A 25,518-nucleotide genomic window follows, 5' to 3' on the forward strand; every position below is an offset into this window, starting at 1 on the left:
ACAGAGGTGGCAATCATGATCAAGATACTCCTCGAGAACCCGTTGATGCTTCTGCTCATGGTCGCAGCACTGGGCTATCCCCTGGGGAAGATCAAGGTGTACGGCATCACCCTCGGCGTCGGCGCCGTCCTCTTCGTAGGGCTTGCCTTCGGGATGCTCCATCCGGACATGAAGGCGCCTGCCATCGTGTACATCATGGGACAGGCGCTCTTCGTCTACACCGTCGGGCTCTCCGCCGGCCCCTCCTTCATCTCGACCTTCCGCCGAAACGGCGTGATGAACAACGTGCTCGCCGGAGGGGTGCTCTGCGCCTCGGCGGCGCTCTGCGTCGCGCTGCAGAAGTACTTCGCGATCAAGCCCGGCATCGCCGCCGGCATCTTCTGCGGCAGCATGACCGCCTCGCCGGCGCTGGGCGGCGCGCTGGAGTCGATCCGCCAGACCGCGCCGCCGGACATGCTGGAGGCGCTGCTCGCCGAACCGGTGGTCGGCTTCTCCGTCGCCTACCCGATCGGCGTCATCGGCCTCATGCTGACCATCAACGTCTGCCAGAAAATCTGGAAGGTGGACTACCAGGCGGAGTTCAAGGTGCTGCGCAAGCCCGAGGACCGCAAGTCGCTGGTGCACTGCACCATCAAGGTGCAAAGGGTGGATCCGCCCGACATGACCGTTCAGTTTTTGAACGAGTCGAACGACTGCGAGGTCATCTTCAGCCGCATCAAGCGGGGGGAGGAGTTCTTCTATGCCGGTCCCGGGACCGTGCTGCAGCAGGGCGACCTCGCGATGGTGGCCGGGGCGCCGCAGGAGATCGAGAAGATCGCGACGGTGCTCGGGGAGAGAAGGAGCAAGGAACGCCTGGGGCTGGACCGCACCGAGTACGAGTACCGCAGGATCTTCGTCTCGAGCCCCCAGGCCATTGGGCGCACCATAGGGGAGCTGCACCAGGACCAGCGCTTCGGAGAGGTGATCACGCTGGTGCGCCGCGGCGACAACGAGTTCCTCCCCGAGGCGGAGATGGTTCTGGAGCTCGGGGACGTGGTCAGGGTGCTGGCCCACAAGACCTGCATGGACGAGGTGACCGCCTTCTTCGGCAACTCCTACCGCAGGGTGAGCGAGGTGGACGTGATGACCTTCAGCCTGGGGCTTGTGATCGGGCTGGTCCTGGGCCTGATCCCCTTCCCCTTCCCCGGCGGAGGGAGCATGCAGCTCGGTTTCGCGGGAGGGCCGCTCATCGTGGGGATCCTGCTGGGGACCTTCGGCAGGACCGGCAAGATGGTCTGGAGCCTCCCCTACAGCGCCAGCATGGTGCTGAAGCAGGTGGGGCTGGTGCTGTTCCTGGCCGGCATCGGCACCCGCTCCGGCTACAGCCTGCTCACCACGCTCAGCCACGGGGGGGGCGGCAGCATCTTCATCACGGGCGTCTGTGTCACCTCCGTCACGGCCTTCCTCGGGCTTTTCATCGCGCACAAGATCATGAAGCTGCCGATGACGCTGGCGGTCGGCATCGTTGCGGGGATGCATACCTCAACGCCCGGCCTGGGCTACATCAAGGAACAAACCGGAAACGACCTCTCGGACCAGGGGTACGCCTGCGTCTTCCCCTTTGCCACCATCGGCAAGATCATCCTGGTGCACATCATCCTCGTTGCCACGGGGCAGCTATGACCGCCCAGACCTGGAGCCGGAAACGAGGGCCGCGGGCTTAGCGCCGGCGGCCCTCTTCTTTTAAGCGCTCGGCTGCGACGTTCGTATATGTTTGCTATACAGCAGCCGCCACCGCGCGGCACCTCCCATCAGGATAAAACACATTACTTTCTAGCAACTTGCCATCACTCAACCCGATTGAGTGTATAGCTTCCTTATACAGCCGCGGGCCGCGCCCATCGACCCCACTTCGAAACACTCCTGTGATTACATCAACTTACACTTAATTGAAAAATCAGGCACGGCTAATGCTAAAGAGATCTCGTGCCGGTTTATCCGTCGCAGCAGAGCAGTGCGGCTGGCGTCCTGCCGCTCCCAGCAACCGATCTCGCAGGGGAGAAATATAAGGAGTCAATCCAATACACCGTCAAAGGAGGAAAACCATGAGATTCAAATCGGCGTTCATTGTCCTGGCCGCGTTAGCCGTAGGATCTTCCGCAGCATACGCCATCGAGCTGAAGGACATCACCTACCAGACCGACGGCGGGGGCAAGGTGGTCTTCAGCCACAACAAACACCTGAAGAAGAAAACGGAGAAGAGCCCGAACGTGAGCTGCAAGACATGTCATGAGAATCCGCGCGCGGCCAAAACCAAGTACACCATGGCCGACATGGACAAGGGGAAATCATGCGGCAAGTGCCACAACGGCAAGAAGGCGTTCAGCGTCGCCAAATGCACGGCTTGCCACCAGGTCAAGAACATCACCTTCAAGGTGAAGGAGACCGGGCCGGTGCTCTTCAGCCACAACAAGCACCTGAAAACCATGCAGTGCAACGCCTGCCATAACTCCCTTTACAAGACCGGCCCCAACAAGCAGGTAACCATGGCCGAGATGGAGAAGGGGAAATCGTGCGGTGCCTGCCACAACGGGAAGAAGGCGTTCAGCGTCGCCAAGTGCGACGGCTGCCATCCTTCCCCCAAGCAGGTCGTTTTCAAGGTGAAGGAGACCGGGCCCACCGTCTTCAGCCACAGCAAGCACGTGGAAATCTACAGCTGCAGCTCCTGCCACACCAAGCTGTTCCCGCTTGGTTCGAGCAAGGCGGTCACCATGGCGGCCATGGAGAAAGGGAAGTCCTGCGGCGCCTGCCACAACGCCAAGGATGCCTTCGCCGTTTCGCAATGCGAGAAGTGCCATCCGGTTCAGGAGATCAAGTTCAAGGTTGCCGACGTCGGGGACGTGAAGTTCAGCCACAGCAACCACCTGGGCATGTACAAGTGCCAGGATTGCCACAGCGGCACCTTCCCGACCAAGCGCGGCGGCAAGCCGGTCTCGATGGACGAGATGAAAAAGGCTAAGTCCTGCGGCGCTTGTCACGACGGCAAGGCCGCCTTCACCGTGAACGGCAACTGCGACTCCTGCCATCAGCACGGCTAGAGAGACGAAGTTCGGCCCCTTTCCGCGGGTAAAAAAGAACCGGCCACTCGAAATCGAGTGGCCGGTTGTGCATGGAGGGCCGTTCCTGCACAAAAGGATCAATCGCGCAGGCGTTCCAGGCGGGCGGTCTCCTCCTTGATCGCCTTGGCGGTGTAGCTTACCACGAAGCAGTGTTCCAGCAGCAGTAAGACGAGGCCGGCAAGGAAAACGACAGGAAAGTAGGTGCCGGTCGTGTCGCAGAAGACATAGAGCGGGTAGAATGCAGCGGGGAGGCCGACGTTGCACCAGCTGTACCCCGGTCTGCCGTCGCTCCCCCTGCGCCCCAGGATCAACACCAGGGCGGACAGCCAGGAGACACCGAGGACAAGGTTGAGCAGGTCGACCGACGGCAAAGGACCGATGATGGCTTCCAGCTCCGCTTGGGCAACGGCGGGCACGGTCCCCTGGCTGAGCAGAAGTGCCGCCGCGCTCAGGGCGAGGAAGAGCAGTACCCCCCACAGCCCCCTGCGGGAAAGGACATGCAGTTGCTCGACGTTGTGGGCTACCTGATCCCGGTTCCATGAGAGATCACTTGCCGCCGCGACCTGGGCCACTCTCCGCACCGGTTTTGCCTTGATATGCTCGATAAGATGATGTCCTGACATGGCCGTCTCCTTTCCCTGGTTCAGCCCCCCGTCCCATCAACTGTGGCGCTGCTCCAGAAGTGCCCGCTCGTATTCCGGATAGTGACGTACCGGCCGGTAGCCGGGAATGGCCACTTCCGTCCCCCCCACTTCCTCATGCTCTTCCACATCCTCCCATCCGATCAGCATCGGCTTGATGTAATCTCCCAGTGTCGCCAGGTAGACGTGCGTGCAGAGGAAGGCAAGGAGCGAGCAAGCCAGGAGGAAATGGAGCGCGACGATGAACTTGATACCGCCCCACATCAGGATCAGCACGCGCAGCGGGGTAACGTTCAGCAGCAGTATCCCGGTGAGGCCGACCAGCGGCATGAGCACGAACATCACCGCCAGGTACGCCGATTTCTGCATCGGATTGAACTTGTGATCCGGCGTGGCATGGTACGGGCTCGGCCGCCCCAGGAAGTACCAGAAGCAGTAGTAAAGGAGCTGGCGTACCAGGCCGTGCTTGATGTCCTCCTCGTCCGGGATGTACAGCTTGTCCAGCGTGTTCTTCACCATCTTGTAGTAGAAGAACCAGAACGAGAAGGAGATGGAAACGATGATCCCCGCGGTGTTGTGCACCTCGATGGCGCTCTTGTAGCTATTGAAGAGGCTCAGGCTCTCGGGGAAGCGGATCTGGGCACCAGACACGATCAGGATGATGATGCCCGAGGCGTTGATCCAGTGCCAGATGCGTATCGGCCAGGGCTGCAGATATATCCTTTTTTTCTCGCTCATGACTGATGCTCCTTTTGTTTCCTGTTTTTGCGGGTCAGGAACCGGACGAAGCCGTGCCCGACCGGCATGATGAGACCGCAGCAGATGATGGCGAGCCCCACGTTGTTCAGATTCGCGTTCTTGGTGGACCCCATCATGTAGAAGTCCGGGGCGGCGTAGAGGGCATCAAGGACCGCCCCCTTCTCTACCGGCACTCTCAGGAAGCTCCCTTTCTCATCCGGTACGGCTATGAAGCTGGTCTGCATGAGTCCCGAGCCCGAGGTATGGCAGAAGCTGCAGTTACGCCTGCTGTCCAGGATCTCGAACTTGTGGGACACCGTCGAGGGAGTCATCATCCCGTAGAGCCGGAGCGACTTCTGGGAACGGTTGAACACGCGCAGCTCTTCCAGCGAAACGTAGTTGTCCCGGTTGGTATCGATGAGGGACACGATGGGACGCCCGCCGGCCATCGCTTTCAGTTCGGCATACTCGACCACTTCCTGCTTCCCGAACCGGCTGTCGCCCTTGCTCTTGACGATGTACATGCTGATGTAGTAGTCCTTGGCGCCCGTATGACAGGTGATGCACGGCAGCATGCGCAGGTGCAGTTCCGACTGAGGCAGCCACTCGCCGTGCTTTGCCGTCATCTCCAGGGAGTTGTGGCAGTTGGAACAGATCACGTTGATCTCCTGCCCGGAAACGTCTTTCGGATTCTGTACCAGGTGCGGGTTGTGGCACCCGTTGCAGGCGGTCTTGGCGGCATGCAGCCCCTTGGCGTACTCATCGCTGATCCCGGAGTGGCAATCGCGGCAGTCGGCCTTGGGCACCTTGGTCCCGTCGGGGTGGTTGGAAGGCACGGTCGCGTGGCAGGCTGCACACCCGATGCTGGCATGAGCTGTCAGGGTGAACCGTTGCGGGTCGACGAAGGATCCCTTCGGCACCTCGCCGGTTTTCCCGTGACAGGAAAGGCACGCCTGGTTGCTGGCGGTCTGATCGCCGTAAGAGAAGCCCCAGGCGCTCGCTTGCGCGATCAGGCCGGCGATGGCCCAGGCGCAGAACGCGAGCTTCGCGAGCAAACTCATCTTTTGTAGGTCGGCTGGTTTCACGTATCCCTCCTTTCAGGAGCAGGTCCTTAGCTAGGATGATTTTTTGTCGGATGAGGCAGCCTGCTCTTTGGCAGCTTGCTGCGCCATGATGCGATGCGGCAACTTGATCCGGAACACCGGGAAAAACTGGGCCACTACCAACAGCGCGCAGAATCCGAGGAAGAGCCAGATCCCCAGGTTGCCCCCCCGCTGCACGCTCTCCGCCGCCGACAGGGCCAGGAAACTGGTCCCGAAGATGAGAACGGCGAGGGCTATCAGCCAGGAGAACCGCCTGGAGACGCTGGCAGGTTGCTTTGCCACCGACTCGCGCCGGTGCGCCCTGCGCCTCATGGCGGCCTCCATGCGCTCCTGCTGTCGATTGGCACGGTAGGTCTTGAAGGCGCATTCCACGGCGAGCCCGAGCTCTTCGGTATCGCCGTTTTCCACCGGTTTCATGGCCTGGTAGAAGATCCCCGCCTTGCGCACCTGCCTCGCCTGGGTCAGGGGAAGATCGTCGGAAACCATGATGACGTTCAGATGGCGGTTGCATTTTTTCAACAGGTGAATCAGATCCGACGACGAAACCTTCTGGTCGAAGTCGCTTCCCAGCAACAACACCGGCGTCTTCTTCTGCAGGATGCTGCAAAGCACGTGGACTGTTGAATCAGTGGTCTCGACCTCATACCCCGCCTTGCGGAAGTATTCGGCTACCTGGCGGCGGAAATCCGCGTCCCTGTCCGCAATGATGATTCCCCGTTCGTCCATAAGGCACCTCGCGTCTCACAACAGCTACTTTTTGTCCTCTTCCAGGGGGACCTTTACCTTCTTGCCGAACAGGCCGTAAATACCCTTGAGCATGGCGCTGAAGAGCATGATGCCAGGGATGACCTGCACCACGATGATGGCGCCGATGAAGAGGAGAAAGATCTTCGCCATCAAACCGCTCCCCTCGGAGACGTCGGCAATGCCGGAGATGAGCAGCGTCCCGGCCAGTACCACACCGATGATCGACCAACTTGTCACTTTCCCGGACAATGATTCCCGCGTTTCCTTTGTCATGGCCCTCTCCTTTTTCCGCATTATTCCCCGAAGGGTTACCCATACATAGCAACCCTGGTGCCGAAACGAGCCCTACGACAAAAATTCCAATTATCACGGTAACTTGCCAGGATTGGGACGGAAAACTGCGGGATTAGGGGCGGACGTCTGCCTGGACGGCCCCTTTCGGGCAAAGGGGATAAAAATGATGTCAAAACAAATGCTTACATGGAGATTCGAGCCGAATAAGGGATGACTTGGGTTTCCTGCCGTGCAGGAACGCTCTTGCGCGGCAGGAAAGAATCGGGCGAGGAGAAGGGAATGGCGAGACGGCTAGGCCGAGCGGTGCAGGTCGTGGATTTTCAGCAGGGCGTAAAGTCGCGATTGCGAGAGTCCGGATAGGTTGCAGGCGGTGGCGATGTCGTTTTGGGACAGCGCCATCAGGTCGCAGAGGTACTGTTTCTCGGCTTGGTTGTAGATGCTGTCACGGAAGTCGGTCAACTTGGGGAGTTGGGTAGGCGGCGACAGTTGAGCGGGGGGCGCGGCGGCGGCCTCGTGGCGGTTCACGGCGTTTTGGGTCACCTGTACCCGGATCGGCGTAGGCAGGTGCTGGGCGAAAAGAACCGGTTGTTCCCGGGCAGTCAGCACGGTGCGCTCGATGGTGTTGATGAACTCGCGCACGTTGCCGGGCCAACTGTAGGCCTGCAGGGTTTCCATGAATTCCGGGCAGCTCCCCTTGGGCGACAGGCCGTTATTCTCACAGAACCTGTCCATGTAATAGCGGGCAAGTTCCTTGATGTCCTCGCTGCGCTCCCGCAGCGGGGGGAGTTCGATGACGAAGGTACTCAACCTGAAGAGGAGGTCGCTGCGGAAGGTTCCCTCCTCCGCCATCCGGTTCAGGTTGCGGTTGGTTGCCGCCACCAGCCGGAAATCGCTCTCCAGCTCGCGCTGCCCCCCCACCGGGCGATAGCGTCTCTCCTGAAGGACCCTGAGAAAAGCCTTTTGCGTGGCGAAGGGGAGCTCACCCACCTCGTCCAAGAACAGGGTCCCGCCATGAGCCTGGCTGATCAGACCGTCGCGCGCCTTTTCGGCGCCGGTAAAGGCCCCCTTCTCGTGTCCGAAGAGCAGGCTCTCCACCAGCGTCTCCGGCAGGCTGGCGCAGTCCACCACCACGAAGGGCCTGTCGCTGCGCTTGCTGTTCTGGTGCACCGCCCTTGCGAAAAGCTCCTTGCCCGACCCGGTTTCCCCCAGGATCAGAACGCCGGCGTCGCTCACCGCCGCGCGCGCCACGGCATCGAGACAGGCGGTCAGGGCGGGGCTGTTGCCGATGATATTCTCCCGTTTCAGGGCGACCACCTCCTGGCGACCGCAGAGGGAGAGCTTCTGCTTGCGGTACTCCAGGGCCCGCACGAGGGAAAGGGTGATGTCCTTCACCGATGATCCCTTCTCGATGTAGTCCCACGCGCCGCTGTTGATGGCCAATTCCGCGCCGGCCGGGTCGCCGTATCCGGTCATGATGACGATCTCGGGCTTCGATGGCGCCTGCGCCAGGCGCGGCAGCATCTCCAGCCCGTTGCCGTCGGGAAGCCGTACATCGAGGAACACCAGGTCGAACTCCCCTTCGGCCGCCAGCTGACAGCCGGCGACAAGCGTCATAGCGCAGCTCGTTTCGTGCCCGGCACGCTTGCCCACCAGGGACATGGACTGGCAGACAGTCTCCTCGTCGTCGATGATCAGGATCTTCGCCATCTCCTCATGCCTCCCCGGCCGGTGCCATTACCCGGTGTATCATCGCCGTCATCTCCTCGCGGTCCAGCGGCTTGTAGGCCACCTCGCGGACCCCCGCCTGCTCCGCCTCCTCGCGCTGTGCGGTACGGTCCACCCCCGATCCCAACCCGGTGCAGAGAATGACCGGCAGGTCGGAGCGGACGGCGACGAGTTCGCGGGACAGCTCGATCCCCGTCATGCGCGGCATGGTCTGGTCGGTGATGACCAGGTCCACGCCTCGCGGGTCCGCGCGGAAGATTTCCAGCGCCTCCATGCCGTCGCGGCCGGTAACCACCTGGTACCCAAGCCGCTCCAACATCTTCTTCCCGGCAAAGACGACATCCTCCTCATCGTCGACAAAGAGGATCCTGCCGCTGCCGGCCACCGGAACTTCCTCCGGCTGCAGCAGGCAATCCTTCTGCACGGCGGCGGTCCGGGGCAGAAACACCTCGAAGGTGGCTCCCAGCCCTGGCCTGCTGCTTACCGTGATCCCCCCGCCGTGGTTCCTTACGATGCCGTGCACCACCGACAGGCCGAGCCCGGTACCCTCGTTGTGCCCCTTGGTGGTGAAGAAAGGATCGAAGATCTGCTCCATGGTCTTCTGGTCCATGCCGTGCCCCGAGTCCTTGACCGTCAACTTCAGGTACGGTCCGGGAGGGAGATCGGGTGCGCCGAAGGAATCGGCGTCGAGATTGGCGTTTTCCAGCGCCAGCTCGAGGGTCCCCCCCTTGAGCCTCATGGCATGGCTCGCGTTGGTCACCAGGTTCATGATGATCTGGTGGATCTGGGTCGGGTCGGCCATGATCATGCCGAGGTCCGGTTCCAGATGCGCGTGCACCGTTATCGAGGAAGGGATCGACGGGCGCATCAGGTTCAGGCACTCGCTCATGATCGACTCGACCTGGACCGGCTGCCGCTCCTGCTCCCCCTTGCAGCAGAAGGTGAGGATCTGCTTCACGAGCTTGCGCCCCCGGTAACTCGACTTCAGCACCACGTCCAAAAGCTCGCGCAGGGGGCTTTCCGGCGCCACGTCGTCCCGCGCCATCTCGGTACAGGTGATGATGGAGGCCAGGTTGTTGTTGAAGTCGTGGGCGATGCCGCCGGCCAGGGTCGCGATGGCCTCCATCCTCTGGGCCTGGCGCAGTTGCCGCTCCAGTTGCAGTTCGTGGGTCACGTCGCGCACCAGGGCGGCGTGGTTCTTCACCGCACCGCAGGTATCCGAGATGGACCAGAAGGTGATGTCGATCTCGTAGCACTCCCCATCTTTGCCCTTCTGGATAAAGTGCCCCCCCGTCCGCCGCTCCCCCTTGGTCAGGTCGGCCCACACGAAACGATAGAGCTCCACGCCGCCGTCGCCGTCGCCCAGAGCAGCGACGTTGCGCCCGACCACGCACTGGGCGTCGTGCCCGGTGATGGTCTCGATGGCCGGGTTCACGTACTGTATCAGCCCGTCGCTGTCGAAAAGGATGAGCCCTTCCTTGGACTGTTCGATCACCGAGGCGAGCAGCATGATTTCCTGTTCCGCCTTCTTGCGCTCCACGTTCATGCGCAAGGTCGCGATCCCAAATGAGAGATCGTCCGCCAGTTGCTCCAGGAGCTTGACCTCCTGTTTCCCGAAGGCCCGCTTTTCCCCGGCGAAGATCACCAGCGCTCCCAAGGGGCGCCCTTCGTTTATCAGCGGCAGAGATATCGACGCGGCGAAGCCATGTTTCAGCGCCTCCTCCCGCCACAGGGTCCAACTGGCATCGTAGCGGATATTCTGGGCGATGCGCGTGGTGCCGGTCCTGATGGCGGTGCCGGTGGGGCCGCGCCCCCGGTCGATGTCCGCCCAACTCATGTCCAGCTTGGTGAGGTAGCCCCCTCGGTCGCCCCACTGCGCCACGGGGCGCACCGTCTTCCAGTCGTCATGCACGGCCATCCCCACCCAGGCCAGCTTGTACCCCCCAGTCTCGACGATGGTGCGGCAGACGTCCTTCATCAGCTGCAGCTCATCCGTGGCCCGCACCAGAGCCTGGTTGCAGCCGCTGAAGGTCTTCAGCGCCCGGTTCACCCTGAACAGCGATTCCTTGCCGCGCACCACGTCGCCTTCACTGCGGCTGATCAGGAGGTAAAGCAGGGCAGCCGTGGCAAGTATGAAGAAGGCATGGTTCAGGGTCTCCACGGAAGTGTACATGAAGCTTTTGTGTGCCAGCACGGCGGGGAACAGGCAGGAAGCGGCGCCCCAGAGGACACCGACTACGGCATAGACGATCGTGATATTGAGGGGGGTCAGCTTTCTTTCACTGTTGATCTGTTTCATGCACGCTCTCCCCTGCCGTTCGCGGCCGTTAAGAGAAACCCGCATTGAGTTTAACACATTGGAAAAAGCTCGCCATGAGTCTGCGCAGAATTAAAGAGAAGAGCTGTGAGGAAGTCAGGGGAAAAGCGGCGACGCAGAAACAGCATCTGCCGCGGTGGTAGCTGTCGGGGGGAGCGTCTCGTGCAGCGACGGGAGACCGGCCGGGCTACCCTACCGCCCGAAATAGTCCTTAACGGAGATGCCCAACCGCTTCAACATGGTCTGGAAATTGGGGCGCAGCATGCCGGTTTCCTCGGCGGCGCGGGAGATGTTCCAGTTGTTGCGCTTCAAGGCCTGAATCACGAACGCTTTCTCGACGTTCTCGACGGAGCGGTCGCGGATGTGGCGCTTCATCTCCTTGAGGGCCTCGGCGCTGGTCGGGACGAAGCCGTCGAACCCGGTGCTGCAGACCTCGGCCGCCTCGCCCAATTCCAGATTTTCCTTCTGGATCACGTCCCCCTCGCACAGGACCACCGCGCGCTCGATGGTGTTCACCAGTTCGCGGACGTTGCCCGGGTAGGCGTAGTTCTCCAGAAAGTGCATCGCCTCCGGGGAGATGCCCCGCAGGTCCTTGCCGACCTCCTCGACGAACTTGTGCATGAAATGGCGGATCAGGAGCGGAATGTCCCCTTTACGCTCGCGCAGCGGGGGGAGTTCCAGGGGGATGATGTTGAGACGGAAAAAGAGGTCTTCCCGGAACTTCCCCTCGGCCACCATGGTCTTCAGGTTGCGGTTGGTGGCGGCCACGAGGTGGATGTTGAAGGAGACCGGCTGGGTGCCGCCGATCGGGGTGACCTGGCGCTCCTGCAAGACGCGCAAGAGTTTCGCCTGGGTGGAGAGGCTGATGTTGGAGACCTCGTCGAGGAAGAGCGTCCCCCCGTCGGCGACCATCAACAGGCCCATCTTGGTCTGCATGGCGCCGGTGAAGGAACCTTTCACGTGGCCGAAGAGCTCGCTTTCCAGGAGGTTTTCCGCCAGCGCGGTGCAGTCGACGGCGACGAAGGGCTGGTCGCGCCTGGAACTGTGCTTGTGGATGGCGCGGGCGGCGAGCTCCTTGCCGGTGCCGCTCTCGCCGGTGATCAGGACGGTGCTGTCGGTGGAGGCGACCTGGATGATGCGGCGGTAGACCTTCTGCATCTCCCGACTTTCCCCGACGAAATCGTCGAAGCCGTGGTGGCAGTCGATCTCCTTCTTCACCACGATGTCTTCCACCGTGGTCTTCTTCTGTTCCAGCGCGAGGTGTACCTTCTCCAGGATCTGCTCGGGCGTGAAGGGCTTGACGATGTAGTCGACGGTGCCGTTTTTCATCGCCTCGACGGCGGTCTCCACCGTGGCGAACCCCGTGATCATGATCACCGGAGTGTCCGGCTGCAGTATCTTGACCGCGTTCAGCACCTCGAACCCGCTCATGCCCGGCATCTTGAGGTCGGTGATTATCAGATCGAACTGTTTCTGCTGCAAAAGCTCTATGGCAGCATGCCCGTTCTTGGCGGCATCTACGGTGAAGGAATCTCCTTCGAGAATTCGTGACAGGCCATCCCTAATAACAGACTCATCATCAACGATAAGAATATGCATAGAATCACCATGTTATATCCAGCTATAGATGCACCGCGCCTATCGGTTTTTCGAGCCCGCTGAAGCAGGACGGCCCCACGCGTCATCCTCTGCCATTGAGAGGCTCCCACGACGGAGTCCGCCCGCTGTATCAATAGCCCACAAAGGGTTCTCTGTCAACAAAAAGACATGAAAATACTTTCACTGCATTGCCTGTGACTGAGCTGCCGTTTCGCCTCCGGCTGCGGCCGACGACCGACCTTGAGCGCGCCAATGCACCCGGATTTATTAGTGTATGCCGGAACAATACACCGCGCCCCGCCCCCTTGTACGCCGAAATCATTGCGTTTTTCCTGACCGCCGCAACAAGCCCGCTCCTGGGGGAGCCGCGGCATGTATAGGGCGGCTATACATTGGACCGCCCCGGCCGCCCCCAAGAGGAAACGCATCCGCCAACAAACACACGGAAAACCAGCAACTTATAACTTTTTCTCGCGGATGGCACGTTGGATGCTTAGTAAGGTCATCAGGCAGGTTAGCTGACCAGGTTCGCAGGCACACCAAAGGAAAGGAGACTATCATGAAGGTTCTAACCGTAACGACAGCCTCGCTGGTGATGGACGGAACCCAGGCTATGGCATCTCCCGCCGCAACGGAAAGCGCGGGGCTCGGGCTGGGCGCGATCGTCTTTATCGCATTCGTAGCCATGATGATCCTGTTTCAGCTGGTCCCCGGCCTCACGATGTTTTTCCGTATCTTCAAAGGGATCTTTTCCACCGAAGCCGAGCGGCGCGCGAAAGAGGCTGCCAAGAACAACAGGACCAGCCTATGACCGCTGGCCGGCTGGCGGGGCGGGACTTCCGCCGGCGCGCCCCCGGTGTCGGCGGTGCACAGCCAAGCTACAGCGGAACCGATGCTCCCAGCCGTGTGAGGGTAAAGCTATGCAAGGACTTCTCATCGTGGACGAAGACATGGACTGCAGAAAACAGATGGCCGAGATGTTCATCGAGTCCGGCTACAACGTGATCGTCACCAACTCCATAGAAAGCGCCCTTTCCGGGATCCTGAAAAGAACCGCGCAGGTGGTGCTCCTGGGGACCAAGTTCGACGAGTTCTCGGCATCGGAGATCATCCCGCTGCTGAAACAGTGCAACCGCAAACTGTCAATCATTCTCATAGCCGCCGGCACCTCGCTGCCGCTCTCCAGAAAGCTCAGGAGCGAGGGGATCTTCTATCACGCGCTGAAACCGGTTAATGCCGAGGACCGCGCCGAGATCAGACAGGCAGTTCAGTGTGCCTTCGACAGCCTCAAGTTGCAGATGGCCTAAGGGTAACAAAGGGGGCAGGCACCGGGAGGCCCCGAAGATAAAACGACCGAGTCTTTCACATCAACGCCCCAAAAGGAGAAAACCATGAAAACCAAGATGCGTCTGCCAGCCTTAGTGAACACAGCCGTTGTTTTTCTCATGACGACAGCCAACGCTTTCGCCGCCTCGACCAGCAAGGTCTTCGTCAGCAAGATGGGGATCCTGCTTTTCCTCGGTTTCTGCGCCCTGGTGCTGGTGGTCCAGCTGATCCCTGCCCTGATCACCCTGTACGGCATGCTGAAGGGGATCGGCAAAGAGCAGGAAAAATCCCCCTCCCGCGTCAAGAGCCACTAGCGGCGATGGAATTCAACCTGATCGCAAAGGAGCCAAGCCATGACACTGGACACCATAGGACAGATAAAGGAAGTCTTCACGCTGGTCGACTTCTACCAGTACATCAAAGGAGTGGAGTACCTGATCTGCGTAGCCTTCTTCATCGGGTTCCCCATGTTCTACCGCTACCTGCACAAGCGTGAGCAGGAAGAAGGCAAGGAAGCGGCGCGCCACTAGCATCGGACCAGGCAGCAAGGGAGTGAGCCTCCCCACTACTACAGAGCCAGGAGAACATGACATGTCCTCTTACAAACATCTTATAGTTGCCGCGCTTTCCATAGGCGCCATCTCGGTGTCCTCCCCTGCTGCGCTGCAGTGCGCACCGGTGCCGGACTCCATCACCTTGAACCCGAACGGCAAGCTGTTCAGCCCGTTCACCTTCAACCACAGCAAGCACATCCAGTCGATCAAGGAATGCGCGGACTGCCACCACCACACCACCGGCACCCTGGTCCTGGACCCCAACTGCGTGCGCTGCCACCAGAACTCGAGCCCGACCGCCGTCGTCTCCTGCAAGGGGTGCCATTCGGCCACCCCGTTTTCCCCGGAGACCCTGGCCGCCAAGCGCGCCGACAAGCAGCGCTACCACCTGGACAAGATGGGACTCAAGGGGGCCATGCACCAAAACTGCATCGGCTGCCACACCAAGGTGGGCAACGGCCCGACCGGGTGCCAGGACTGCCATCCGCGCACCAAAGAGGGCGCCGCCTTCTACAGCACGAACCGCAAGGGAGCCAAACCCGCCCATGCAGAAGAGGAATGAGATGCACCAACTACAGCAGCTCATCATGAATTGAGGAGGAACGCTGATGAAACGAAGAAACTTCCTGAAGGCGTGCCTGATAGGCGGGACCACGATAGCGCTGGGCAAGACCAACAAGGGTTATGCCAGCGGTTCCTTTGAGGGATACCCCGAAGCCATGGGCGTCCTGGTCGACACCACCCGCTGCATCGGCTGCCGCAGCTGCGAGGCTGCCTGCAATAAGGAACAGAAACTGCCGGAACCGGATACCTCCTTCGACGATCCGTCGGTATTCGAACACGACCGGCGCCCGACCGCGAAGGCCTACACGGTGGTGAACCGCTACCAGAAGGAGCAACCGTCGGGACCCGTGTACCGCAAGGTGCAGTGCAACCACTGCAACGAGCCCGCCTGCCTCACCTCCTGCTTCGTGAACGCCTATACGAAAACCCAGGAAGGGGCGGTGATCTACAACTCCAAGGTCTGCGTCGGCTGCCGCAACTGCATGATCGCCTGCCCGTTCAACGCACCGGGCTACGACTACGACAGCGCGACCAACCCGGTCGTCAAGAAATGCATCCTGTGCTACGACACCAGGCTCAAGTACGGCAGGCCCCCGGCATGCGTCGAGATCTGCCCCCAGGAGGCGCTCACCTTCGGGCACCGCGCCGACCTGATCAAACTGGCGCACGAGCGCATCCGTGCCACTCCCGACCGCTACGTGGACCACGTCTACGGCGAGAAGGAGGTCGGCGGGACCAGCTGGCTCTACCTGGCCCCGGTCGGGTTCGACAAGCTGGGCTTCGACACCACGCTGTCAAACGATCCCATCATCTCCAACGTGAAGGATTTCCTCGGCATGGTGCCGATGGTGCTTTCCATCTGGCCGGCGCTGTTCTCCGGCATCCACCTGCTCTGCAAGAACCAGGAGCACGGTGAGCATGGGCATGATACCGATTCCAACCAGGAGGATACCAAGCCATGAAAAAAATGATCCAGCACGGTTTGGCAATAGTGGACTCACCCTACGACGATGAAGGCAAGAAGCGCACGCTGGTCAACAAGCTCCTCTTGGGGCTCACCCCGAGCCAGTACCTGCTGCAGGCCTTCCGGAACCCCTTCAACTGGATCCTGGCGGCGATCTTCGCCATCGGCATCCCGATCCTGATCGGCCGGTTCTTCTTCGGGTTGGCCTGGGCCACCAGCGGCTCCAACGACTACCCCTGGGGGCTGTTCCTCGGTTTCGGCCTCTTCGCCATGGTGCCGCTCTCCTCCTCGGGCTTCCAGCTGGGGACCGCCTGCGAGATCTTCGGCAGGCACGACCTGGAGCCGATCGAGCGCCTGGCGCTTCTGAACGGCCTGTTGGGCTACTTCTTCGCGGTCATGTACCTCCTGGCGGACCTTGGCCAACCCTGGCGCCTCCCCTACCCGATGGTGGTCTCCTTCGGCCCGGCCGCGGTCCTGTTCCTGGTCGCCTGGCACGTCGCCACCTACCTCTCGGTGCAGGTGGCCGAGGTGTCGACCGCCTTCTTCGAGTGGATCGGCTTCCCTGCCGGCAAGCGCGCCATCCGCAAGATTACCCTGGGACTCACCGTTTCCGGCATCATCCTGTCGACCCTGCACCAGGGGGCGCTGGGTGCGCTCTTCACCTACGCGCCGGGCAAGGTGCACCCGCTTTGGTACTCCTCTTCGTTCCAGTGGCTGCACTTCTTCGTCTCCTCGCTGCCTGGCGGCCTGTGCATGGTGATCACGGTGAGCACCATCGTGGCCAAGACCATGGCATGGCGCGGCGACAGCCGCTTCCACGAGAAACTGGACAAGGTGACCGTGTCGCTCGCCAAGGGCGCCTGCATGGGGATCGCCACCTACATCACCATCAAGCTGATCGGCATCGCGCACGACAACAAGTGGGCCTACCTGGACACCGGCTGGGGGCAGTGGTTCATGTTCGAGATCATCGTCGGCTTCATGCTGCCGCTCACCCTGATGACCTACGGCGTGCACACGAGGAAGATGGCCATCGTCCGCATCGGCGCCTTCATGACCGTGTTCGGCGTGGTGCTGAACCGGGTCAACACCGCCATGATCACCTTCAACTGGAAACTGCCGCACCGCGAGATCCCGCCCTGGCGCGAGGTGATCATCAGCCTGACCATCTTCGCCACCTACATCGTGGTTTACCGCTTCATCCTGTACCGGCTCCCGATCCTGTACAAGTGGCGCCGGCAGGAGCAGGAGGAGACCGTGCCCGAGGCGGTGCCTGCAGCGGCGCGGGGCCGGCGCGAGGCGAGCACCGTACCGGTGGCGAGCTACAGCCGCATGACCAAGCTGGACTGATGGGGAAAGGATGTCGGATGGGGCGCCGGTCTCAGGCCGGCGCCCGGCAGGCTAAGAGGTACGTGCGGCAATAGCAGGGCTGACGGCGGCAGCAAGCCGGCGACCCAGATTGGAGATGGAGCCATGTTCGACAAGATCGCAGGAAGGGCCTTGGTTCCCGTAGGGATAGTGGTTACCGGATTTCTGGTGGTCTGCTTCGTGCTCCTCTACGCGGCCATCAAGCAGGTGGTGATCCGCGATTCCATCACTCAGGCGAACAACCTGGCCGGCGTCGTGCTGAAGTCCACCCGTTACGCCATGATGAAGTCGGACTCGGAGCTGAACAGCGCCATCATCCGCAACATCAGCGCCCAAAACGGCGTGCAGCACGTGCGCATCTTCAACAAGAAGGGGGTGGTGGCATTCTCCTCGAAACCCGAGGAGGTGAACCGCCAGGTGGACAAGAAGGCGGAGGGGTGCGTGGTCTGCCATGAGAAGGCGGCGCCGGTCACCACGCTTGGGACCATGCAGAAAGCGCGCACCTTCAAGAACACCGCCGGGGAGGAGATCCTGGCCATCACCGCGCCGATCTACAACGAGCCCGAATGCGCCAACGCCGCCTGCCACTTCCACCCCGCCGAGCAGCGGGTACTCGGAACGCTGGACATCGGACTGTCACAGGAGGCGACCCTGCACTCACTGGCGCTGATCCGGATGCAGATGCTGATCTTCTCTATCCTGACCCTGTTCCTCACTATCGCAGGCGTAATCACGCTGCTAAAGATGATCGTGCTGGTTCCGATGAGGAAACTGCAGGAGTATACTGAGAGGGGCCAGGAAGGAAACGGCACGTCTCGGCCGCCGAATCTTCCCTATGAGCTTGACAAGATCGCCCAATCTTACTACTTTATCAGAGCCAAATTAAACGAAATTGAGCAAAAGCCATTTCAGACGACGGAGAAAGGTCCCGTCTGCCAACACAAGTGAACCATTTCTGCGGCTGAAAGTAAGCGAGCGATCGATGGAGCAGGCGGAAAACAACAAGACGGGGACCATGGGGGAACGGGCGCGTGACGCGCAGGGGGAGTTGCGCCAGGGACTTCTGGACGAGATAGGGCGCCTGAAACGGTTCTCCAACCGGGGACTTTGGGCGCTTTCCCTGTTCCTGCTCCTGAGCACCGCCGCCTGGCGCGACTTCTGGTTCCTCCCCAGGCCGCAGGAGGTGGTGGCGACACTGGGGGCGGCGCCCAAGCCCCTCATGATCAGCCTGGTGCTGGTGCTCTACACCTTCTCCGCCATCATACTGAGCCTCTCCCGCATGATGGGCGGCGTGCGCCATCCAAGCAGCTTCTGCCACGTCGGCTACCTGGCCGGCTTCTACCTCTTCTACTACTTCGCCGAGGCGCTCCAGGACAACTACTGGGCCGTCTTCGGTGCCGGCTTCACCATCCTCTGCCTGGAAAGCTACCGGATCTGGACCTTCTGCAGCGACCAGATCGGCAAGCGCAGCGAACAGCTCGCCTTCTTGGAGCGAAACGGCAGGATGCCCCCTGAAGAAGACGAAGAGTCCCTCTACGACTGACCTCCCGCCTCAGTTCTCCGCCGCGCTCAGCTTCTCGTAGCTGCTGCAGGGCTGCCCGGTCTTCATGCGCGGCACGTCCAGCACCGTGTAGATAGTGCAGCGTCCCTTCTCGTGCAGCTTGCAGTCTTCGTAGCTGCAGACCATGTAGGCACGGTCGTTGGGGCCGGTGAGCATCTGCTCCAATTTCTCGGCGATCTTGTCGTTCTTTCCCGCCAGTGCCGCTATCTGAGCAAGTTTGTCGTCCATGGGCATCTCCCCTTGAGAAACAGCTGGCTATCGGACCGCCACTGAGCCCGAAGACTAGCATCATACGCGCCGGGCCGCCATAAAAAAAAGGCCCCGTACCATCGGACGGGGCCCCTTCGTCAGTCACGCCGTCACGGCGGGTTACGCTTTTTCAACCTTCACTTCCACCAGGTTGCAGTTCCCCTTGAGCAACGCGTTGGCGTTCAGGTCGCGGAAGTGCGAGGGGGCGAAGAGGAGCCCCGGCTGCAGCTTCGCGCTGATCTTCGCCGCAGCGGTAAGGGCGCCGTTGCCGGAGCTGAGCTTCACGCTCGCCCCTTCGGCGATCCCGAGTGCCGCCGCATCGGAGGGGTGAAGTTCCACGAAACCGGCAGGCGCCACGTCGAGGTTGGCGTCGGAGCGGGTGGTGGAGGTGCCGTTATGGAACCCGATGGGGCCGACCAGGAGCTGGAACTTCGCCTGGGCGGGTGCCGCGGGCTTGGCGACCGGCGCCAGGGGGGCGTCGGTTCTGGCGGCGCTCCCACCCTTGATGACGCCGTTGCGGGAGCCGTCGAAGGGCTGGTACCCCTTGGCCGAGCCCTTGATCTCCGCCATGAGGCCGGCCGGGGTGATCGCCTGGGCGTTGTCGGTCAGCCTGCCGTAGAGATCGGCCAGGATGGCCCAGTCTTCCCTGGCCTGGCCAGGGGCGTCGACGGCCTTGAAGATGGCCTGTACCCGGTTGTCCAGGGAGGTGAAGGAACCGCTCTTCTCGGCGGCGGCACCTGCCGGGAGCACGACGTGGGCGTAGTCGAGGGAGTCCCCCTGGAAGACGTCCTGCACCACCAAGAGTTCCAGTTTGCCGAGCGCCTTGCGGATGCGCTGGTTGTCCGGGAGGCCGGACAGGTCGCAACCCAGGAGGTAAAGGGCCTTGATGCTCCCCTTCTCGATCCCCTCCACGATGCCCCAGATGTCCTTGCCGTCGCCGCCCGGGGCGACCCCCATGTCCAGCATGCCCACGGTGTTGTTCTTGGCGTCGATCGGGAAGATGCCTCCCCCCTGCTCGCTTGCCGAGCCGGTGATGACGGCGAGGTCGGCCAGGGCCGCGATCTTCCCGGAGGCGTCGGCGCTCCTGATCAGGTCGGCGCCGAAGACGATGGCCACGCGGCTCATGCCGGCGAGCTGCCGCACCGCGTTCTCGACCGCGGCCACGGTGACCCCGGCCTGCTGGCAGAGCTCGTCCATGGAGAGCTGGGCGAGCCCTTCCTTGATACCCTCGGCCCCGGCCGGAAGCGCTACCCCCGCCTCGATGAGCCCCTTCATCAGTGCGTAGATGACCTGGAGTTCGGCGCCGGGGAGGTGCTTCAGGTGCGCGTTGGAGAACTTCCTGAGTTTCACGTCGCGCATGTTCACCAGCACGAGACGTGCGTCCTTCTTGGTGGCTGCCTTGATGACGCGGTATTCGGCGCCGGTCGCCTCGGCGTTCAGGTCACAGCCAAAGACCAGGATGGCCTGGGCCTCGTCCAGGGCGTCCAGCTGTTTGCTGGCCCCGGTGAAGCCGAAGCGCCTGAGCATCTGGGCCTGGGCTTGCGCGAAGCCAAGCCCGGCCTCGGAGTCGAGGTTGGAGCTCCCGAGCGCCTCGCGGAAGAGTTTCTGGAACAGGAAGCTCTCCTCGTTGGTCACCCTCGGGGACCCGATCCCCGCCACGGCCTTGCCGCCGTCGCGCGCCACGATCTCCTTGAGCTTCGCGGCCGCGGCGGAAAGGGCGGTATCCCAGTCGGTCTTGGCGAGCGCCCCGGAGTCGCCGCGCAAAAGCGGATCGGCGAGCCGCTCCAGGGAGTGCAGGTAGCGGTAGCCGAAGCGGCCGTTGATGCAGAGGTTGCCGTTGTTGTAGCTGTCGTCCTCGCTGGTGACCCGCTCAACGCGGCCCTCCTTGGCGTGGTACTCGATCTGGCAGCCTGCGCCGCAGAAGGCGCAGACGCTGGGGATGCGGTTGAAGGTCCAGGGACGCCCCTTGAACTTGAAGGGCTTGGTGATCAGCGCGCCGGTCGGGCAGGCCGCGACGCAGTTGCCGCAGAACTCGCAGTTGAGCGGCTTGCCGTCCACCGTGTCGATGATGGCGTCCTCACCCTTGTTGACCACCTCGATGGCGTCGCAACCGACGATCTCGTGGTCCACCTTCACGCACTTCTCGCACAGGATGCAGCGGTTGGGGTCGCTTTCGATGAGCGGCCAGTCGTAGCGGATCGCCTTGCGCTCCAGGATCGCCGAGTAATCCTGCTTGGTCGCGTTCAGCGCGTAGCAGGAATCCTGCAGGTCGCACTCGCCGCCGGCGTCGCAGACCGGGCAGTCCAGCGGGTGGTTCACCAGCATGAGCTCCATGATCTTGCGGCGGGCTTCCCTCAGGGCCGGCGTGTCCGTGGTGACCTCGATCCCCTCCTTGACCGGCGTGTTGCAGGCGGTCATGGTACGCTCCACACCCGCCACCTCCACCGCGCAGACGCGGCAGGCGCCGGTGGGGGAGACCTTCTTGAGCCAGCACAGCGTCGGGATGGTGATCCCTACCGTGGCTGCGGCCTCCAGTATGGTGGTACCTTTCTCGACCTGCACGCTTTTGCCATCAATGGTTAAGCTGACCATATAAAAACCTCAGTATTCGGTGTGATGAATTGCAATAGGTCCGGGCGCTGCCGCCCCTAGACGGCCACCATGGCGACCCGGTAGCAGCGCAGGCACCTCTCGGCCTCCCGCACCGCCTGGCTGTTGGCGTAGCCCAACTCCACCTCGCAGTAGTTCTTGTAGCTCGCCCTCTCCTTGCCGTGCACCTCCTTCTGGTGCTCGCGCGAGGCGCCGTCCAGCCACTGCACGTTCTCGTTCTTGTCGTAGACGCCGAAGTAGGTGAGGATGTCCTCCATCCGCTCGTCGTCGGTGAGGTCGACGCCCTTTCCTTCCAGGTAGCGCTGGATCACCTTGGCGGCACGGTGGCCGTTGCCGACGCAGGCCACGACGGTGAGCGGGCCGATCTCGGCGTCGCCCGAGGCGAAGACGCCGTCGCAGTCGGTGATCAGGGTCCTGGAGAGCATGTTGCCCATGCCGTCCTTCAGGTCCTTGCCGTCGTGCCCCTTGAGCGGCACGTACTTGGTGACGATGGTGCTCCACTTGGTGGTGTCGATCCCCGCGTCGGCCGGGATGAAGGAGAGGTCGGCGTCCTGGCCGATGGCCGGGATGATGGTGTCGCACTCGATGATGAACTCGGAGCCCGGCACCGGTTCCGGACGGCGGCGCCCGGAGGCGTCCGGCTCGCCGAGTGCCATCCTGATCAGCTCGACCCCGGTGACCTCGTTGTTCTCGTTGGCGATGACCTTGGTCGGGAGCACCTGGAACTCGAAGCGTACCCCTTCCTCGTCCGCCCCGTCGACCTCCCAGACGTCGGCCGGCATCTCGTTGCGGGAGCGGCGGTAGACCAGCACGCTCTCCTCGGCCCCCTCGCGCAGCGCAACCCTGACGCAGTCGATAGCGGTGTTGCCGCCGCCGACCACGAAGACTTTCTTGCCCATCCCGGTGGGAAGGCCCAGGTACACGTTTCTCAGGAAGTCGATGCCGCCGGTCAGGAAGCCCTTGTACCCCTTGTCCTCCCCCTCGACACCCATCGGCTTGGAGCGGTGCGCGCCCGGCGCGAGGAGCACTGAGTCGAATTTCTGCCTCAGCTCGTCGAGGGTGATGTCCTTGCCCACCCGGGTGTTGTAGATGATCTCGACGCCCAGTCCCTGGATGATGTCGATGTCGCGCTGCAGCAGGTGGCGCGGCTGGCGGTAGGGGGGGATGCCCACGGCGACCATGCCGCCGCCCAAGGGAAGCGCTTCGTAGATGGTGACCGGGTACCCTTCCAGGGCCAGGTAATAGGCGGCGGCGAGACCGGCCGGACCCGCGCCCACCACGGCGACCTTCTTGGACTGCTTCGCCTTGGGAGCCATGGGCGGGAGGTGGCCGTGCTGCCATTCGTAGTCGGAGGCGCTGCGTTTGAGCACCATGATGTTGATCGACTCGTCCACGTTCTTCCTGCGGCAGGCGGTCTCACACGGGTGCGGGCAGACGCGGCCGCAGACCGAGGGGAGCGGCATCGACTCGCGGATGGTCTCCAGCGAATCGCCGAAACGGTAATCCTTCACCGACTCGATGTAGGCGGGGATATCGATGTGTGCCGGGCACTTGTCCATGCAGGGCGCGGTGTACTTCTCGATGTAGCGGAATTCCGAGGAGAGGCTCTTGGCGCCGCGGATGTAGTTCACGAAGGCATCGCGGAAGTGGGTGACCGCGTCGATGACCGGTACCGCAGAACTCGGGCAGAGGGTGCACTTGCAGTGCGACAGCACGCTCCCGACGTCGAGGATGGTCTCGAGATCCTCTTCCTTGCCGCGCCCCTCCATGATCCCGGAGAGGGCGTCCATGATGACACGGGTCCCCTTCTTGCCCGGGGTGCACTTGCCGCAGACGTACTTGGTCTGCACCCGCTTCATGTACTCGGCGACCATGGCAGGGATGTCGACATCCTTGTTGTACAAAATGATGCCATCCCAGCCGAGGAAAGCCGAAAGCGGCCGCTCTCCGTCGTAGGTGGCGGGCAGTTTGAAGGAGACATCCTTCTTCTCGCCCCCCTTGCGGTTATCAACTATGTTTCTGCCCCAGCTGGAAAAAACTACCTCTGCCACTTAGGCCTCCGAAATAGCTGTAAAATTGGCCGCATTATCGGCTAAATATTTACATTTATTAAGTAAATTGTCCGGTGCACATTGTATACAGTATCCAGTTTTTACCACATCACTCAGCTCTAATCAAGCGAAAAATCATACGGATTATCGCTGTGGTAGGCCGTATACGACAAGTGCCGATCGCGGCGCCGGACGCTCGTTGCCATAGCTGCAATTAATGGTTGTTTTTGTCGCCGTTAGGTCCTAACATCGCCCCCGGCACGGCGCGGCGCCCCCCTTAAAGAATTTAACTTTTCGCTGGAGACGCCGATACTTAATCTGGAAGCGCCCATGAAGACCCTGTGGGCGTCACCGGAGGGGTCATGGAGACCGACATTCTCGACGGCACCGGATTGAAGCTGCAACTGAGCCCGGACCAGATGTCCCTGTTGGCGCAGTACACCCCGGTCACCCAGCGGCGCGTCCTGGACGCAGGGCAGCTGCGCGAGGCGATCGAGGCGCTGGGATACGGCGAACTCTTCGTCTCCCAGGACGCCCTGGAGCAGCTGCTGCAGCGCTGCGCCGTCTCCCCGGCCGCCTTCACGCTGCAGATCGGCGAGCGGCGCGACGCCACCCTCGCCCTGCAGCTCTCCGACGACATGATGAGCGCCACCCTGAGCATCCAGCCGGCCTTCGGCGGGCGCAGGATCACCCGCGAGGAGGTGGAACAGGCGCTCTCCCGCGCCGGGGTGGTCTGCGGCATCCTGTACGACGAGATCGAAGCCGCGGTCCAGGCGGGCCAGGCGAGCAAGCTTGTGATCGCCCAGGGGACCGCGCCGCTCCCGGGGGAGGACAGCCAGTTCATCAGCCTGATCCCCGAGATGGCCACCCAGATGCCGCAGCTCTCAGACGACGACACGGCCGACTACCGCAACCTGGGCGACATCGTCAGCGTGAGCCTCGGGGACCCGCTCTTGCGGCGCACCCACCCCACCACCGGCGTCCCCGGGGTAAACCTCTTGGGGGTGGAGCTCCCCACCAGTGACGGGGTCGACATCCCCTTCGCGGAGAACCTTACCGGCATCGCCTGCGACCTCACCGACTGCGACCTCCTGGTCGCTGCCATCTCCGGCTACCCGGTCATCGTGCCGCACGGCGTCATCGTTGAGCCCGTGTTCAAGCTGAAGCGGGTCGACCTCTCCACCGGCAACCTTCACTTCAAGGGATCGCTGGAGATCTCCGGCGACGTCTGCGAGGGGATGGAGGTCACCGCCACCGAGGACATCACCGTTGGGGGGGTCGTGGAGGCAGCCCGGGTCAAGGCGGGGGGAAACATCATGATCCAGGGTGGGGTTATCGGTCACGGCAAGGCAGTACAGCCCGGGACGATGGTGAGCCGCCAGGAGATGGCCCAGCTGGAGGCGGGGGGGGGCGTAACGGTGCAGTTCGCCGAGAACGCCGCCATCAGCGCCGGCGGGGACATAGTGATCCGGGAGCTCGCCATGCAGAGCGAGCTCACCTCGGGGGGAAGCATCCTCGTCGGGGAGACGGGGGGGCGCAAAGGGCACATCATCGGCGGCGTCTGCCGCGCCGTCTCGCTGGTGCACGCCGTGGTGATCGGCTCCCACGCCGGGGTCCCCACCGTCATCGAGGTGGGGGTCGACCCCGCCCTAAACCGCAAGCTGGAGACGGTACAGGAAAACCTGGCCGAGAAGCAGCGCCAACTGGACGAGCTCACCAAGACCCTCGCCTACGTCAAGGAGAACCCCGGCAGCATGGAGGCCGGGCTTTTGAACCTGAAGCAGCGCATCTACACCAAGTGCCAGGGGGAGCTGGCCGAACTCACCGGCGAGAAGAAACGTCTGCAGAAACGGCTGGAGATCAATGCCCAGGCCAGGGTGGAGGTGGAGCGCGACGCTTTCCTGGGCGCGCAGATCAGGATCGGCTCCAGCACCCTCCTCGTCGAGGAGGACCTGACCAACCCGACCTTCACCCTGGGCGAACAGGGGATAGCATACTGAGCAGCAAGG

23 protein-coding genes are annotated in these 25,518 nt (G+C 62.2%); 12 read left to right on the top strand and 11 right to left on the bottom strand.

Annotated elements, in window-relative coordinates; genetic code table 11:
- Positions 1-15: 15 nt before the first annotated feature.
- Together KOM00_RS02670 and KOM00_RS02675 are read left to right on the top strand one after the other, a co-directional pair.
- Positions 16-1,662, top strand: a complete 1,647-nt coding sequence (locus KOM00_RS02670; RefSeq protein WP_216497291.1) for an aspartate:alanine exchanger family transporter — start codon at positions 16-18, stop codon at positions 1,660-1,662.
- Between the two features lie 422 nt (positions 1,663-2,084).
- Complete coding sequence (locus tag KOM00_RS02675) at positions 2,085-3,077, top strand: cytochrome c3 family protein (RefSeq protein WP_216497292.1); 993 nt, start codon at positions 2,085-2,087, stop codon at positions 3,075-3,077.
- Positions 3,078-3,175: 98 nt separating this feature from the next.
- On the opposite strand, the gene KOM00_RS02680 is transcribed toward KOM00_RS02675, so the two are convergent.
- From KOM00_RS02680 to KOM00_RS02715, 8 genes are all read right to left on the bottom strand, one after another.
- On the bottom strand, positions 3,176-3,721 hold the full coding sequence (locus KOM00_RS02680; RefSeq protein WP_216497293.1) for a hypothetical protein: 546 nt from the start codon (positions 3,719-3,721) through the stop codon (positions 3,176-3,178).
- Positions 3,722-3,757: 36 nt separating this feature from the next.
- Positions 3,758-4,477: a cytochrome b/b6 domain-containing protein gene (locus KOM00_RS02685; protein WP_216497294.1), complete on the bottom strand. Its 720-nt coding sequence runs from the start codon at positions 4,475-4,477 to the stop codon at positions 3,758-3,760.
- Positions 4,474-5,562 carry a cytochrome c3 family protein gene (locus tag KOM00_RS02690; RefSeq protein ID WP_239027594.1) on the bottom strand — a complete coding sequence of 363 codons (1,089 nt, stop codon included), beginning with the start codon at positions 5,560-5,562 and terminating at the stop codon, positions 4,474-4,476. Before KOM00_RS02690 ends, KOM00_RS02685 begins: the two co-directional genes overlap by 4 nt.
- A 30-nt stretch (positions 5,563-5,592) precedes the next feature.
- Entirely contained in the window at positions 5,593-6,306 is a 714-nt protein-coding gene (locus KOM00_RS02695) for a response regulator (RefSeq protein ID WP_216497295.1), read from the bottom strand.
- Positions 6,307-6,330: 24 nt separating this feature from the next.
- Positions 6,331-6,600, bottom strand: a complete 270-nt coding sequence (locus KOM00_RS02700) for a hypothetical protein (protein ID WP_216497296.1) — start codon at positions 6,598-6,600, stop codon at positions 6,331-6,333.
- Between the two features lie 312 nt (positions 6,601-6,912).
- Positions 6,913-8,328 carry a sigma-54-dependent transcriptional regulator gene (locus tag KOM00_RS02705; protein ID WP_216497297.1) on the bottom strand — a complete coding sequence of 472 codons (1,416 nt, stop codon included), beginning with the start codon at positions 8,326-8,328 and terminating at the stop codon, positions 6,913-6,915.
- Between the two features lie 4 nt (positions 8,329-8,332).
- Positions 8,333-10,645, bottom strand: coding sequence for a hybrid sensor histidine kinase/response regulator (locus KOM00_RS02710; protein ID WP_216497298.1), 2,313 nt, complete (start codon positions 10,643-10,645; stop codon positions 8,333-8,335).
- Between the two features lie 210 nt (positions 10,646-10,855).
- Positions 10,856-12,262 (bottom strand): sigma-54-dependent transcriptional regulator, encoded by a 1,407-nt coding sequence (locus KOM00_RS02715; protein WP_216497299.1) that lies wholly within the window; start codon positions 12,260-12,262, stop codon positions 10,856-10,858.
- 559 nt (positions 12,263-12,821) lie between these two features.
- On the opposite strand from KOM00_RS02715, the gene KOM00_RS02720 reads away from it, so the two are divergent.
- The 9 genes from KOM00_RS02720 (at position 12,822) to KOM00_RS02760 (ending at position 18,581) form a co-directional block, all read left to right on the top strand.
- On the top strand, positions 12,822-13,073 hold the full coding sequence (locus KOM00_RS02720; RefSeq protein WP_216497300.1) for a hypothetical protein: 252 nt from the start codon (positions 12,822-12,824) through the stop codon (positions 13,071-13,073).
- Positions 13,074-13,182: 109 nt separating this feature from the next.
- Positions 13,183-13,569, top strand: coding sequence for a response regulator (locus KOM00_RS02725; protein ID WP_216497301.1), 387 nt, complete (start codon positions 13,183-13,185; stop codon positions 13,567-13,569).
- Between the two features lie 84 nt (positions 13,570-13,653).
- A complete protein-coding gene (locus KOM00_RS02730; protein ID WP_216497302.1) occupies positions 13,654-13,902 on the top strand; it encodes a hypothetical protein in 249 nt (82 codons plus the stop codon).
- 39 nt (positions 13,903-13,941) lie between these two features.
- Complete coding sequence (locus tag KOM00_RS02735) at positions 13,942-14,118, top strand: hypothetical protein (RefSeq protein WP_216497303.1); 177 nt, start codon at positions 13,942-13,944, stop codon at positions 14,116-14,118.
- A 61-nt stretch (positions 14,119-14,179) separates the two neighbouring features.
- Positions 14,180-14,704 carry a cytochrome c3 family protein gene (locus KOM00_RS02740; RefSeq protein ID WP_216497304.1) on the top strand — a complete coding sequence of 175 codons (525 nt, stop codon included), beginning with the start codon at positions 14,180-14,182 and terminating at the stop codon, positions 14,702-14,704.
- Positions 14,705-14,750: 46 nt separating this feature from the next.
- Positions 14,751-15,668 (top strand): 4Fe-4S dicluster domain-containing protein, encoded by a 918-nt coding sequence (locus tag KOM00_RS02745; protein WP_216497305.1) that lies wholly within the window; start codon positions 14,751-14,753, stop codon positions 15,666-15,668.
- A complete protein-coding gene (locus tag KOM00_RS02750; protein WP_216497306.1) occupies positions 15,665-17,020 on the top strand; it encodes a polysulfide reductase NrfD family protein in 1,356 nt (451 codons plus the stop codon). Before KOM00_RS02745 ends, KOM00_RS02750 begins: the two co-directional genes overlap by 4 nt.
- A 123-nt stretch (positions 17,021-17,143) precedes the next feature.
- Positions 17,144-17,986, top strand: a complete 843-nt coding sequence (locus tag KOM00_RS02755) for a cytochrome C (protein ID WP_216497307.1) — start codon at positions 17,144-17,146, stop codon at positions 17,984-17,986.
- A 34-nt stretch (positions 17,987-18,020) separates the two neighbouring features.
- Positions 18,021-18,581 (top strand): menaquinol oxidoreductase, encoded by a 561-nt coding sequence (locus KOM00_RS02760; protein WP_216497308.1) that lies wholly within the window; start codon positions 18,021-18,023, stop codon positions 18,579-18,581.
- Between the two features lie 9 nt (positions 18,582-18,590).
- Here the strand turns inward: KOM00_RS02760 and KOM00_RS02765 are convergent, their stop codons facing one another.
- The 3 genes from KOM00_RS02765 to KOM00_RS02775 all read right to left on the bottom strand — a co-directional run bounded on the left by KOM00_RS02765 (position 18,591) and on the right by KOM00_RS02775 (position 23,509).
- Complete coding sequence (locus KOM00_RS02765) at positions 18,591-18,827, bottom strand: hypothetical protein (RefSeq protein ID WP_216497309.1); 237 nt, start codon at positions 18,825-18,827, stop codon at positions 18,591-18,593.
- A gap of 141 nt (positions 18,828-18,968) precedes the next feature.
- The gene (locus KOM00_RS02770) at positions 18,969-21,440 is read right to left on the bottom strand and encodes a molybdopterin-dependent oxidoreductase (protein ID WP_216497310.1); all 2,472 of its coding nucleotides are present in this window, start codon (positions 21,438-21,440) and stop codon (positions 18,969-18,971) included.
- A gap of 56 nt (positions 21,441-21,496) precedes the next feature.
- Positions 21,497-23,509, bottom strand: coding sequence for an FAD-dependent oxidoreductase (locus tag KOM00_RS02775; protein WP_216497311.1), 2,013 nt, complete (start codon positions 23,507-23,509; stop codon positions 21,497-21,499).
- Positions 23,510-23,871: 362 nt separating this feature from the next.
- On the opposite strand from KOM00_RS02775, the gene KOM00_RS02780 reads away from it, so the two are divergent.
- Positions 23,872-25,509: a DUF342 domain-containing protein gene (locus KOM00_RS02780; RefSeq protein ID WP_216497312.1), complete on the top strand. Its 1,638-nt coding sequence runs from the start codon at positions 23,872-23,874 to the stop codon at positions 25,507-25,509.
- Positions 25,510-25,518: the final 9 nt, after the last annotated feature.

The sequence above is a fragment of the Geomonas diazotrophica genome, from assembly GCF_018919385.1.
In the GTDB taxonomy this organism is placed as follows: Bacteria; Desulfobacterota; Desulfuromonadia; order Geobacterales; family Geobacteraceae; genus Geomonas; species Geomonas diazotrophica.